Annotated in this window: 11 protein-coding genes; 4 read left to right on the top strand and 7 right to left on the bottom strand. The window is 70.9% G+C overall.

Features of this window, described 5'->3' with window-relative positions:
* Window positions 1-2: 2 nt before the first annotated feature.
* Window positions 3-839, top strand: a complete 837-nt coding sequence (locus tag WBG06_RS14210; RefSeq protein WP_336737478.1) for a S41 family peptidase — start codon at window positions 3-5, stop codon at window positions 837-839.
* A 173-nt stretch (window positions 840-1,012) separates the two neighbouring features.
* On the opposite strand, the gene WBG06_RS14205 is transcribed toward WBG06_RS14210, so the two are convergent.
* Window positions 1,013-1,549, bottom strand: a complete 537-nt coding sequence (locus WBG06_RS14205) for an HIT family protein (RefSeq protein ID WP_336738067.1) — start codon at window positions 1,547-1,549, stop codon at window positions 1,013-1,015.
* A gap of 100 nt (window positions 1,550-1,649) precedes the next feature.
* On the opposite strand from WBG06_RS14205, the gene WBG06_RS14200 reads away from it, so the two are divergent.
* Entirely contained in the window at window positions 1,650-3,011 is a 1,362-nt protein-coding gene (locus WBG06_RS14200; RefSeq protein WP_336737477.1) for an APC family permease, read from the top strand.
* Between the two features lie 5 nt (window positions 3,012-3,016).
* On the opposite strand, the gene WBG06_RS14195 is transcribed toward WBG06_RS14200, so the two are convergent.
* Entirely contained in the window at window positions 3,017-4,900 is a 1,884-nt protein-coding gene (locus WBG06_RS14195; RefSeq protein WP_336737476.1) for an FtsX-like permease family protein, read from the bottom strand.
* The gene (locus tag WBG06_RS14190) at window positions 4,897-5,754 is read right to left on the bottom strand and encodes an ABC transporter ATP-binding protein (RefSeq protein WP_442945463.1); all 858 of its coding nucleotides are present in this window, start codon (window positions 5,752-5,754) and stop codon (window positions 4,897-4,899) included. Before WBG06_RS14190 ends, WBG06_RS14195 begins: the two co-directional genes overlap by 4 nt.
* Window positions 5,755-5,797: 43 nt before the next feature.
* On the opposite strand from WBG06_RS14190, the gene WBG06_RS14185 reads away from it, so the two are divergent.
* Both WBG06_RS14185 and WBG06_RS14180 read left to right on the top strand, forming a co-directional pair.
* On the top strand, window positions 5,798-7,063 hold the full coding sequence (locus WBG06_RS14185) for a sensor histidine kinase (protein ID WP_336737475.1): 1,266 nt from the start codon (window positions 5,798-5,800) through the stop codon (window positions 7,061-7,063).
* An 8-nt stretch (window positions 7,064-7,071) separates the two neighbouring features.
* On the top strand, window positions 7,072-7,716 hold the full coding sequence (locus WBG06_RS14180) for a response regulator transcription factor (protein ID WP_336737473.1): 645 nt from the start codon (window positions 7,072-7,074) through the stop codon (window positions 7,714-7,716).
* Window positions 7,717-7,725: 9 nt separating this feature from the next.
* Here the strand turns inward: WBG06_RS14180 and WBG06_RS14175 are convergent, their stop codons facing one another.
* Genes WBG06_RS14175 through WBG06_RS14160 form a run of 4 tightly spaced genes read right to left on the bottom strand, consistent with a single transcriptional unit; the run spans window position 7,726 to window position 12,299 of the window.
* The gene (locus tag WBG06_RS14175; protein WP_336737472.1) at window positions 7,726-8,778 is read right to left on the bottom strand and encodes a M36 family metallopeptidase; all 1,053 of its coding nucleotides are present in this window, start codon (window positions 8,776-8,778) and stop codon (window positions 7,726-7,728) included.
* Between the two features lie 57 nt (window positions 8,779-8,835).
* Complete coding sequence (locus tag WBG06_RS14170) at window positions 8,836-9,543, bottom strand: TetR/AcrR family transcriptional regulator (RefSeq protein WP_336737471.1); 708 nt, start codon at window positions 9,541-9,543, stop codon at window positions 8,836-8,838.
* Window positions 9,544-9,588: 45 nt separating this feature from the next.
* Complete coding sequence (locus WBG06_RS14165; protein WP_336737470.1) at window positions 9,589-11,271, bottom strand: FAD-dependent oxidoreductase; 1,683 nt, start codon at window positions 11,269-11,271, stop codon at window positions 9,589-9,591.
* 32 nt (window positions 11,272-11,303) lie between these two features.
* Entirely contained in the window at window positions 11,304-12,299 is a 996-nt protein-coding gene (locus WBG06_RS14160) for an AurF N-oxygenase family protein (protein WP_336737469.1), read from the bottom strand.
* Between the last annotated feature and the right edge of the window lies 1 nt (window position 12,300).

Below are 12,300 nucleotides of genomic sequence, written 5' to 3'. Positions count from 1 at the left end.
CCATGCTCAGCACACGCATCCAAGACCTCGTCCGCTCCCACTACGTCTTTCCCGACGTCGCCGACCGGATCGCCGTCGCGCTGGAGGACGTCACCCTCGACGGCGACGGACCGCAGGCGGCCGCAGCTCTCACCGCGGCGCTGCAGTCGGTCAACGGTGATCTCCATCTCCGGGTGAGGCACTACCCCGAGGGCGTACCTCCGGAGGCGGACGAGGAAGCGATCCGCACCCACTTCGCCGCCGTGTGCCGCGTCGACGGTCCCGGGATCACCGAGGCGCGGCGTCTCGAGGGCAACATCGGTCTGATGACCATCGGGCCCGTCATTCCGCCCCCGGAGTACGCCGGACCGGCGGCGGCCGCCGCGTACCTGCTTCTCGAGGGCGTCGACCGGCTCCTCCTCGACCTCCGTGGCTGTCTCGGCGGTGTGCCCGAGTCGGTCGCACTCCTGGTCAGCCACCTGATGGGTACGGATCCGGTGCACCTGCAGGACCTGGTGCACCGCGACGGCACCATCGTGTCCTCGTTCACGACCCCTGAGGTCTCCCCACGGCTACCGGACGTGCCGGTCGTCGTCCTCACCAGTGCGCGCACCTTCAGCGGCGGAGAGGAGCTGGCCTACGACCTCCAGTCGCTCGGTCGCGCCGTGGTCGTCGGGGAGACCACCGGCGGCGGGGCGCATCCGCGTGAGGCGTTCGACCTCACCGAGCACCTCCAGCTGCATGTCCCCGTGGCGCGGTCCGTCAACGCCGTCACCGGCACCAACTGGGAAGGTGTCGGAGTCGTCCCGGACCACCCCTGCCCGTCCGAGGATGCCCTCGAGACCGCGCTCGTGCTGTGACGACGCGGTGACTAGGGCATGTCTGGCAAATCCACGCCCGCTACGCGACGTTTCGCATCCGATCTGGCTGCGTTGCCGCCACTCGAAAGCCGTCAGGATGTGTTCGCGGCGGACGCCTTGCCAGATCGGCCCGAAACGCCGCTCGCGGCCGCCGTGTCTTTACCAGACATGCCCTAGCTCCAGGCGTCCGCGAGGAGCTGCCGGGTGTCGGTCAGCAACTGCGGGAGGGTCTTGGTGCGGCCGATGATCGGCATGAAGTTCTGGTCACCGACCCAGCGGGGCACGATGTGCTGGTGCAGGTGGGCGGCGATCCCGGCACCACCGGCGGTGCCCTGGTTCATGCCGATGTTGAAGCCCTCGGCCCGCGAGACGCCGGCGAGGGTGCGTACGGCCTGCTTGGTCAGCACCGCCATCTCGGCGGCCTCCTCGTCGGTGGTCTCGACATAGCCGGCGACGTGACGGTAGGGGCACACCATCATGTGGCCCGGTGCGTACGGGTAGAGGTTGAGGACCACGAAGCAGGTCTCGCCGCGGTGGACGACCAGGCCCTCGGCATCCTCCAGCGTCGGCACCCGGCAGAACGGGCACTTCGTCTCCGAGGGGTCGCTGGGCTTGTTCTCTCCACGGATGTAGGCCATCCGGTAAGGCGTCCACAACCGCTCCAGCCCGTCGCCCTCGCCGATGCCGTCCTGGGTGAGTACGCCGTCCATCTCCGTCACGCACAGAAGCCTACTTAAGGTCGATCGACCGACGGGCCGGGGTGCGCGCCGTTGGCGCTCTTCGAGGCGGTTCGTGTGGCACAGTGCAGAGATGGGGGAGACATCGACGGAGTCCGACGAGCCGAAAACCAAGCTGGCGCGCGGCATCACCACGTGGCTGCTGTTCTTCTTCATCGTGGGCGACACGCTCGGAGCGGGGATCTACACCCTGGTCGGCAGCATGGCCCAGGATGTCGGCGGTGCCATCTGGATGCCGCTGATCCTGGCCCTGGTGCTGGCGCTCCTGACGGCCGGCACGTACGCCGAGCTGATCACGAAGTACCCGCACGCCGGCGGCGCGGCCAGATTTGCGGAACGAGCATTCCACAAGGACTACGTCACGTTCCTGATCGGCTTCCTGATGCTGTCCTCGGGGATCACCACCTCCGCTGCGCTCGCCAACGCCTTCGCCGGTGACTATCTCGGGGCCTTGATCGACCTCCCGCCGGTGCCGGTCACGCTGGTCTTCATCGGCCTGCTGGTGGCGATCAACCTCCGGGGCGTGAAGGAGTCGATGATCGCCAACGTCGGTGCGACGCTGATCGAGATGACCGGACTGATCATCATCATCGTGGTGGCCGCGCTCGTCTTCGGCAACGGCGACGGCGACGTGTCGCGCCTGACCACGTTCGCCCACGGGATCTCTCCGATGCAGGGCGCCTTCGCCGCGACCGTCACCGCGTTCTTCTCGTTCCTCGGCTTCGAAGCCGCGGCCAACATGGCCGAGGAGGTGAAGCATCCGAGCCGGGCCTATCCCCGTGCGCTGTTCGGCGCCATCCTCACCGCGGGCGTCGTCTATCTCGCCATCGCGATCGGTGCCTCCGTCGTGGTGGACACCGACACGCTGGCCAGCTCCGAGGCACCCCTTCTCGAGGTGATCACCGCGTCCGGCTTCGCTTTCCCGACCTGGCTGTTCTCGCTCATCGCGTTGGTCGCGATCGGCAACGGCGCGCTGCTGTTCATGGTGATGGCCAGCCGCGCGACCTACGGACTGGCCGAGGCCAACCTGCTGCCGTCGGTCTTCGGCCAGGTGGCACCGACACGGCGCACTCCGTGGGTGGCGATCCTGGTGGTCGGCGCCGCGACGATGGGCATGAGCTTCATCGGGGACGTCGGCACCCTGGCAGACACCACGGTGCTGCTGCTCGTGCTGGTGTTCATCTCGGCGAACATCTCGGCTCTGGTGCTCAAGAAGGACGTCGTCGCCCACGACTACTTCAAGGCACCGCGGATCGTCTCGATCCTCGCTCTCGTCGCCAGCGTCGCGCTGCTCACCCAGCAGAGCGCACTGACGTGGATGATCAGCGGCGGTTACGTGATCCTGGGATCGATCCTGTTCTTCATCGCCAGGATGGCTCGAAAGGGAGAGGTGGCTGAGGAGAGTCCCGAACCCGTGACCCGCGATCTGGACTGATCAGCTCATTCCGCCGCTCCCCTGCCCTGCAGCGTGTACGCCCCAGCGACGGCGGCAGCGATCAGCACGACCAGGCATGCCCCCGTGATCCCGGCGAGGGCCGGCCAGGGGAACGTCAGCGGAGCCTCGGGCACGTCGCGTACGACTGCCTGCCGCATCAGCCAGCCGGTGAAGGCGGTGATCGCGCCTCCGACCAGCAGAGCGCCGGCGCCGGTGAACACCGTCTCCCAGAGCGCAGTCCGGCGGACCTGGGCCGGGGTGGCACCGAGGAGCCGGGCGGTCGCGGTCTGGCGGCGGCGCTGGCTCGCCCCGATCAGGACCGCGTTGACGGCCGCGATCGCGGCGTAGACCCCGGCCGGGCCGAGCATCACCCACAGCACGACGGTGTTCATCTCGCGCGCGTCGGCCGAGACCTCACCGACCCACTCCTCGCCGGTGCTCACCTCGGCCCCGGTCTCCCGGATCGACCGTGCGGTCCCGGCGACGTCCGCGTCGGCGTCCGTGCGGACGAAGACCGTGCCGGTGTCGCGGGCGACCCGGTCGATCCGCCGCAGATCATCGGGCACGATGATGTCGTTCCACAGGTTCGGCGCGTCGGGCACGACCGCGACGAGCCGCACCATGACGACCCGCCCGTCGATGCGCATCCGGCGGGTCTGGCCGACCCGGACGCCGAGGTCGGTGACGTAGGAGGCGGTGACCGCCATCGCGCGGCCGTGCAGGTCGGCAAGACTCCCCTGCGTCGCCTGCAGGCTGCGCGTAGCGGCAGCGCCGGTGACATCGACGACCTCGACGTCCTCGGGACCGCCGCCGAACCGGACCCGGGCCGTGCGGCGTACGTCGCTCACGCTCACCCCGGCCATGTCCTGGATCCGCTCGGGGCGCTCGGCCTGCTCGACGACCAGCTCCGACCTGAGCGCGGCCCGGTCGGCGCCCTCGCTCCAGTCGGCGGTCGCACCGACCGCGAGCACCATCGAGCCGGCCACCGCCATGATGGCCACCACCGGGGCCGCCACCGCGGCGGTCATCCGGCTGCTGGTGCGGGCGAGGTCGCGAGCCAGGTGCGCCGACGGGTCCCGACCCGCCACCGTGGCACCGGCGAGGGCCGCGAGCTCGGTGTAGAGCAGGCCGCCCACCGCGTTGGCCCCGATCACTGCGACGATCGGCAGGAACATGCCCACGAGCAGCGCGAACAGCAGCGGCATCCCGGAGGCGAACACGGCGGTGGCGACCAGTGCGCCTGCCGCGGTGAACGCGACCAGCGCCTGGACCACGGTGGGCCGCCGACGCTCGAGGACCGCGTCGCGGAGCGCCTCGACCGGCTGCGTACGTCCCGCCCTGGCGCCCGCGCGCCACGCCCCGACCAGGGCCACGCCGACACCGCAGGAGGCGGCGATCGCCCACCCGGCGCCCTGGCTCGGCATCACGAGCAGGACCGGCGTGACGCCGGCCTGGTGCAGGACGTGCAGCACCGGCACCGTGACGGCGGTGCCGAGCAGGCAGCCCGCGACCGTGCCGACGGCCGCGACCGCGAGCGCCTCGCCGAGCAGCAGGGTCCGCACCTGGCGCGGGGTGGCGCCGAGCAGGCGGAGCAGGCCGAGTTCGCGGCGCCTCGTGGCCACCACGAAGCCGAAGGTCGAGGAGACCACGAAGAGCGCCAGGAAGAGCGAGATGCCGGCCATGATCCCGAACAGCGACCCGAGGTCGTCGATCTGCGTCCGCGTCTGCGGGTCCAGCCCCTCGGTGGCGGTGCCGAGCGCTCCGAGCATGTTCGTGGCGAGCGTGATCAGGGCGATGCCGCCGGCGAGGGCGACGGCGGCCCCGGCGTACGGAGGCCAGGACTGGCGCAGGCTCTTCAGGCTGTGCGCGACCATCGCGACGACGTTCATCCCACGGGCTCCAGCTCGGCCATGCGGGCGCTGATCCGGGCTGGGTCGCTGCGCTCCATCTGACCCACGACCTGGCCGTCGGCGAGGAACAGCACGCTGTCGGCGTACGAGGCGGCGAGCGGGTCGTGGGTGACCATCACGACCGTCTGGACCGGCCCCTGAGGGACCGGCGCGTCGACGAGGTTCCGCAGCAGCTCCAGCACGTCGCGCCCGGCGTGACGATCCAGTGCACCGGTGGGCTCGTCGGCGAAGAGCACCGCGGGTCGAGCGTGCAGCGCCCGCGCGATCGCGACGCGCTGCTGCTGGCCGCCGGAGAGCTCCGGCGGCCGCCTCCGGGCGAGCCCGTGCAGTCCGACCTGCTCGAGCGCCCCGATCACCGCGGCCCGATCCGGCCGTCGTCCGGCGAGACGGGCGGGCAGGGCGACGTTGTCGTAGGCGGTGAGGGCGTCGAGCAGGTTGTACTGCTGGAACACGAACCCCATCGACTCCCGGCGCAGCTTCGTCAGCGTCGTCCGGTTCAGACCTGCCAGGACGGTGCCGGCGACCCGGACGCTGCCCCGGGTCGGCTGGTCGAGGCCGGCGGAGATCTGCATCAGCGTGGACTTGCCCGACCCCGACGGACCCATGATCGCGGTGAACGTCCCGGCGGCGAAGGCGTGGCTCACGCCGCGTAGGGCGTGGACCGTCCCGGAGCGGGACCGGTAGGTGCGGGTGACGTCGTCGAGCACGACGGCGGGCGGGCCTGGCGGCCGGGGCACGTGGACGGCGGCCGGGATGGTGGCGGTCATGTCCACCAGCAAACGCGTCGTACGCGGCCCGCGCACGGGCCCGGACGCGACGGTGAGGTAGCGCATGCGCTACCTCGAGATGGGGTGCCCAGTGCCTAGGCTCCAGAGCATGAGACCTCCACCCGACGTCTGGGCGGCGCTGCGCTCCTCCCCCTGGCGGCTGCTCGGCTCCAGCTGGCCGTGGCGTGCCCTGGCCTACCTGGCCTCCGGCGCCGTGATCGGTCTCGTCGTCGCCGCGCTGCTGTTCGTGCTGGTCGGCATCGGGCTCCTCACCCTCGTCGTCCTGGTCGGCGTGCTGGTCCTGGCCGGGATCCCGCTGCTGGCGGCCCTCGTCGCCGACGTCGAGCGGAAACGCCTCCGGCTGCTCCTCCCCGAGGCCCGTCCGACGCGGTCCGATCCGATCGCCTGGAGCGACCGGATCCGGGCGCTGCGCCGGCTGCGCGTCTCCGGGCCCGAGGTCGGCTACACCGTCCTGCTCGCCGCGGTGCTCTGGCTGGTCGACGCAGTCGCGCTCAACCTGATCATCACCCTCCCGGGCGTGCTGGTGCTCGCTCCGGTCCTGGTCCGGCTGGACGCTCCGGTCGCCTTCGGCCCCTGGCAGCTCAGCACGCCCACGGAGGCGTGGATCGCGGTGGCCCCCGGGCTGGTGCTGCTGGTCGTCGGCCTGTACGCCGCGACCCTCCTCGCCGCCGCCCAGGCCAGCCTGGCGCGGCTCCTGCTCGAACCGGCCCATTCCCGGATGGCCGCGGCCGTGGCCGACCTGCGCCGATCCCGTGTCGACCTCGTCGACGCCTTCGAGACCGAGCGCAGCCGGATCGAGCGCGACCTCCACGACGGTGCGCAGCAGCGTCTGGTCGCGCTGACCATGACGCTCGGCCTGGCCGAGCTGGAGGTGCCCGAGGGCGCCGGGCTCGACCTGGTCCGGCAGGCGCACGCCCAGGCGGAGACGGCCCTGGCCGAGCTCCGCGCCACCGTCCGCGGGATCCACCCGCGGGTGCTGGTCGACCACGGGCTCGGCGCAGCCGTCCACGAGCTCGCCGACGCCGCCGGGCTGCCCGTCTCGGTGGACCTGCGTGTCGACGGCCGGCTGCCGGCACCGGTCGAGGCCGCGGCGTACTTCGTGGTCGCCGAGGCCCTCACGAACGCCGTTCGCCACGCCGATGCCCGCTCGGCCCGCGTCGACGGGCGGGTGACCGGTGGCGTGCTCGAGGTCGGCGTACGCGATGATGGGGACGGCGGCGCCACCGTGCGTCCCGGCGGCGGGCTCGCCGGTCTGGCCACGCGTCTGGCCGCTCTGGACGGCCACCTCGAGGTCACCAGTCCACCCGGCGGACCGACGGAAGTGAGGATGACGTGCCCGACCGTGCTTCCCTGAGGACTCCGTTGAGGATCGTCCTGGCCGAGGACGCGGCGCTGCTGCGCGAGGGCCTCCTGGCCATCCTCGAGCGAGCCGGGCACGAGGTCATCGCCGCAGTCGGTGACGCCGACGCCCTGCTCGCCTTCACCGACCACACCCGCCCCGACGTGGTCATCACCGACATCCGGATGCCACCGACCCACACCGACGAGGGCCTGCGTGCCGCCGCCGAGCTCCGCCGGCGGCACCGGGATCTGGCCGTCGTGGTGCTGTCGGCCTACGTCGCCGACGCCTACCTCGCCGAGCTCCTCGACACCACCGGTGGCGGCGGCATCGGCTACCTGCTCAAGGACCGCGTCGGCCACGTGCAGGACTTCCTCGACAGCCTGGACCGGGTTGCCGGTGGAGAGACCGTCGTCGACCCCCAGGTCGTACGCGGCCTCCTCAACCGGCACCAGCCCGACGGCCCGCTCGACGTGCTCACCGAGCGCGAGCGAGAGGTGCTGGGTCTGATGGCGGAGGGACGCACCAACGGCAGCATCGCCACCGCCCTGTTCGTCTCCGAGGCCGCCGTGCGCAAGCACGTCGGCAACATCTTCGCCAAGCTCAGGCTCGACCCCAGCACCGACCGACGGGTCTCCGCCGTCCTCGCCTACCTGCGCGAGGCCTGAGGGCCCGGCTCAGAAGGTGATCCCCCGGGCCGCGAACCGGTCGCGGACCAGGTCGGCGGCGGCCTGGCCGTCGCGGGCAGCCGCTGCGGCGTACGTCTCGGCGGCCGCGGCCTGGAAGCTGGTGTCCGGCGCGTAGGAGAACTGGGAGTAGATCAGGGTGGTGTCCCAGTCACGGGTGGTGAGCCCGAGGTCCTGATAGCCCTCGCGGATCTCCCACAGCGCCTGGCTCCAGATCTGGCCGTCGTAGTGCACCTGGTTGCGGCGCTCCTCGAGGGTCAGGTCGAGGTGGAAGCTGCGGATGCAGTGCGGGGCGTCGGTGTAGGACGCCGAGTCCCAGTCCATCGGGCAGGACGGGTCCGCGGCGACCGGCCAGCCGAACTCCTCGGCGGCGTCGAGTCCGACCGTCACCGCGAGGTAGTCGCCGAACGACTCCCCGATCGCGCCGGCGTCGAGGCTGGTGCCGTAGCCGGGAACCTGGCTGGCGTGGACGGCGTGCCCGTATTCGTGGACGATCACCTCGGCGTCCTCGGCGTCGTCGACCCCGCCCTTGCCCAGACGGATCCGGTAGGGCTTGTCGGTCTGGTAGGAGTTGTCGCCACCGTATTGGTTGATCTTGACCGAGAACGGCTCGTTCAGGACGCCCGGGAGCGTCTCGCCGAAGCCGAGGGTGTGCAGGTAGGTCTGCGCACGAGTCACCCAGAAGTAGCCCATGACCTGCTCGAACTGGTCCTGGTGGCGGTTGTAGGAGTAGCTGTTGGTGGTGGAGTAGGCCGGCGTGCCGGTGCTCGACTCGATGACGGCGTAGTCGCCGCGGAGATAGCCCGAGCCGTCCAGGTGGGTGAGCGGCACCTGTGCGTAGGCACTGTCCGGGACCGCGCTCGCGGCGTCCTTCTGGTCGGTCAGCGTCTGGTCGTTGCTGGACTGGATCGGGTTGACCATGAAGATGCGGGCAGTGCCCTCCGACGAGCCGCTGCCGGGGGCCGCCGTCACCGGGCTCAATGGAGCGACGAGCCCGGCGGTGGCCGCCAGGCCGGCAGTGAGAGCGATCGGGAGTCTGCGCATCTGGGGCATGGTCTTCTCCTGGGCTGCACGGCCACGCGGCCGGTGATACCGGTGAGGCTATACCGGGAGAGAGTCCTTGGCGAGGAGTTCGTCGAGAGGCAGTGCGGGGTCGAGCTCGATCCCGAAACCGCGGGCATGCCCGTCGATGACGAACCAGATCGACTGGGCGGTCAGCCGCTCCAGCGTCTCGGCGGGCAGCCGCTCGCCGGTCCGTGTCAGCCAGCGGCGCACGGCGCCGAAGACCGCGCCGACCAGGCCGTAGATCAGCGGGTCGAGAGCCTCGGCCTCCTCCTCGGTGGGGTTGCCGCCGAGGGCGATCACGGCGGTGCCGACGATCGTCGAGATCCGGCCGGCCAGCTGCTCCATCCCCTGCTGGAAGGGGCCGACCTCACCGGCGTCGATGTCGTGGTCGGCGGCGAGGTGGAGCGCCGGATGCTCCTGGGCCCAGCGTACGTAGGTGCCGATGACCCGCTCGATGATCTCCGGCACGGTGCCGTCGAGGGTGATCTCCGGCATCAGGTCGGACCACAGCCCGTCGAGGATGGCCTGCTGCACGGCGCGGTCGAGGTCGGCACGGTCCTCGAAGTGGCGGTAGATGACGGTGCGGGACAGGCCGGCGTGGACCGCGATCTGCTGCACCTGCACGTCGGCGCCGGGCTCACCGGACTCGATCACCGCGATGGCGGCATCGATGATCTGCTGGCGGCGCTGCTCGTTGTGCTTGCTCCACCGCATCTGCCGGCCATCCCGCTTCTCCGCGGCCACTCGTCTCCCCCTGCTCCCGTGACTCACCCCGCTGCCGCGAGCGCCTCAGCGCTTCCTGCGACGACCAAGAGCGTATCGGGGTTTCCGCGACTTCGCGGCGATGCCTCGCATCTCCTCGACGTCGGTGATCTTCACCCGTGGACGGCCGGACTCGGCGCCGCGCCGCTTCTCCTCACGGTCGATGGCCTGCCAGCCGGCGAGGTCGACCATGCCGGGCTGGCGGCTGCGTACGATCGCGGTGATCTCGCGGGCGTCACCGACCGGCGCGGGGATCCGGTCCGCGTCGAGGTCGTCGAGCAGCTGCTCGACGGTCTCGGTGGCGTCGGACTTGTTGGTGCCGATGAAGCCGTTCGGGCCGCGCTTGACCCAACCCGCCACATAGACGCCCGGACGCACCCGGCCGAGCTCGTTGGGGACGGTGCCGGTCGAGGCGTCGTACGGAAGGTCGGCCACGGGCAGGCCCTTGTAGCCGACCGCGCGCAGCAGCATCCCGGTCTCGAGGACCTCGGTCTCGCCCGTGGGCACGGCCCGGACGACGCCGTTCTCGTCGCGCTCGAGACGGTTGCGGCCGACCTCGACCCCGGTGACCCGGTCCTCACCCAGCACCCGCACCGGCGAGCTGAGGAAGCGGAGCACGATCGTACGCAGCTCCGGACGCAGCTCGCGCCCGGCGAGCTCGCGCAGCAACCGGACGGTGGTGTCGCCCCCGGCCAGCGCCTCCTCGAGCGGAAGGTCCCCCGTGTCGACGGCGACGTTGACGCCGGTGTGGCCCATCAGCCCGACCAGCTCGGGCACGGTGAAGGCCGCCTCCTCGGGCCCCCTGCGCCCGAGAACGACGACCTCCTTCACCGCGCTGTCACGCAGGACCGCGAGCGGTCCGTCGGCGACGTCCGTGCCGGCCAGCCGCTCCGGGTCCTCGGCGAGGATCCGGGCACAGTCGAGCGCGACGTTGCCGTTGCCGACGAGAACGACCCGCCCCGACGGGATGGACTCGGCGTCGAGGTGGACGGGCAGGTCCTGCTTGTCGGGGTGGCCGTTGTACCAGCCGACGAAGTCGGTCGCGCTCAGCGATCCGGGCAGGTCGTCGCCGTCGATGCCGAGCGCGCGGTCGCTCGCCGCACCCACGGTGTAGACGACCGCGTGGTAGCGGGCGGTCAGCTCGGCGTGGGAGACGTCCTTGCCGACCTCGACACCCAGGAAGTAGCGGAACCCCGGCTGCGACTCGATCTGCGCGAAGAGCTTCTCGACCTGCTTGGTGTTCTGATGGTCGGGCGCGACGCCGGCCCGGACCAGGCCGTAGGGCGTCGGCAGCCGGTCGAAGACGTCGACGGTGATCTCGGGGTGCTTGAGCAGCTCGTCGGCGGCGTACATCCCCGCCGGCCCGGCGCCGACCACCGCGACCCGGAACGGTCCGGACCGCGCCAGCCGGCGCTGGGCGTGCACCAGGGCCAGCGGGGTGCGGTCCTGGTGCGGGAAGACGTCGAAGTACTCCGCGTTGATCGCCAGGAACGGCTTCTGAGCGTCGGTCAGCGTCGTGTGCGGCACGATCGCGTCGGCCGGGCAGGCCGTGACGCAGGCTCCGCAGTCGACGCAGCTCTTGGCATCGACGTAGAGCATCTCGGCCTCACCGAAGCCGGGCTCGCCCGGGGCGGGGTGGATGCAGTTGACCGGGCAGGCGACGACGCACGAGGCGTCCGCACAGCACGACTGGGTGACGACGTGAGGCACGGGTTACTACCGTTCTGGGCCGCTGGAGGTGATCAGTAGGAGGCTGCGCGAGGCTCGGCACGGAAGCGCGAGGCGCGCCCGTCGATGCCGGCCATCTTCCACAGCAGCTTGGCCGGACCCTTGCGGATCCCGAGGTTGTCGGCCAGGAGGCGTACGTCACCGAAGAGGTCACGCAGCAGCTTCTCCGACTCCTCCGACTTCCACCAGATCTCCTTCGCGACCTCGTCCGGGATCCCCATGTCGTGGCGGGCCTGCTTGCTCGGGACCATGATCACGTCGCAGAGACGGCGCATGATGAGCGGGAACAGGTAGGCCAGCAGGGTCTTCTTGACCGGGCCGAGCTCGGGCACGTGCTGCTCGAGGTACTGGTGGGCGAAGCCGATGTGGCGGGCCTCTTCGGCGATGTGGATCTGCATGATCCGGTTGGCCGCGGGGTGGCTGCCGCCGGCGCGCATCGCACCCTTCTGCAGGTGATCGATCGGCTCCTCGCCGGCGAGGATGCCGGTGAAGAACGCCTCTGGGAAGAACGCGCCCGCCGCGGCCATGAACGGCACCAGCACCTTGAAGTGGGTCGGCGCGCCCGCCACGTCCGGGTTCACCCGGTTGACGAACTCCTGGAACATCTGGGTGTGGTGGGTCTCCTCGGTCACCTCGTGGGTCGCGTAGCGGAACTCCGGGTTGTTGTTCTCCGCCCAGACCAGGTGGTTCATGACCCCGCCGATGAGCAGCTGCTCGAACTGCAGACCGACCTTGGCGACCTGCGCCCAGCGGTACATCCCGATCTCGATCTGGCGCTGCTTCGACAGCGACTTGTACCACGGGTGGGCGCCGATCTCGTCGGCGTCGTTGAGGATCCAGCGCTCGTCGTCCGGGCGCACCTCCAGCTCGGCAGAGTCCCAGTCGATGTCCTTGAACGGGTCGAAGTGCACCTCCACCGAGGCCTCGGACAGCGTCTGGAGCGTGTCGAGGTAGGCCTGCTTGCCCTGACGGACATATCCGGTGGACTTCTCATCCTGAACGGCGGTCATG

The organism is Nocardioides sp. CCNWLW239, from assembly GCF_037137035.1.
GTDB lineage: Bacteria > Actinomycetota > Actinomycetes > Propionibacteriales > Nocardioidaceae > Nocardioides.
This window is presented reverse-complemented; position numbering and strand designations above follow the sequence as displayed.

Coding starts and splice junctions, on each gene's coding strand:
- WBG06_RS14210 (WP_336737478.1), top strand. CDS start 3: ATGCTCAGCACACGCATCCAAGACCTCGTCCGCTCCCACTACGTCTTT.
- WBG06_RS14160 (WP_336737469.1), bottom strand. CDS start 12,299: ATGACCGCCGTTCAGGATGAGAAGTCCACCGGATATGTCCGTCAGGGC.
- WBG06_RS14185 (WP_336737475.1), top strand. CDS start 5,798: ATGAGACCTCCACCCGACGTCTGGGCGGCGCTGCGCTCCTCCCCCTGG.
- WBG06_RS14205 (WP_336738067.1), bottom strand. CDS start 1,549: ATGGACGGCGTACTCACCCAGGACGGCATCGGCGAGGGCGACGGGCTG.
- WBG06_RS14175 (WP_336737472.1), bottom strand. CDS start 8,778: ATGCGCAGACTCCCGATCGCTCTCACTGCCGGCCTGGCGGCCACCGCC.
- WBG06_RS14200 (WP_336737477.1), top strand. CDS start 1,650: ATGGGGGAGACATCGACGGAGTCCGACGAGCCGAAAACCAAGCTGGCG.
- WBG06_RS14190 (WP_442945463.1), bottom strand. CDS start 5,754: ATGCGCTACCTCACCGTCGCGTCCGGGCCCGTGCGCGGGCCGCGTACG.
- WBG06_RS14195 (WP_336737476.1), bottom strand. CDS start 4,900: ATGAACGTCGTCGCGATGGTCGCGCACAGCCTGAAGAGCCTGCGCCAG.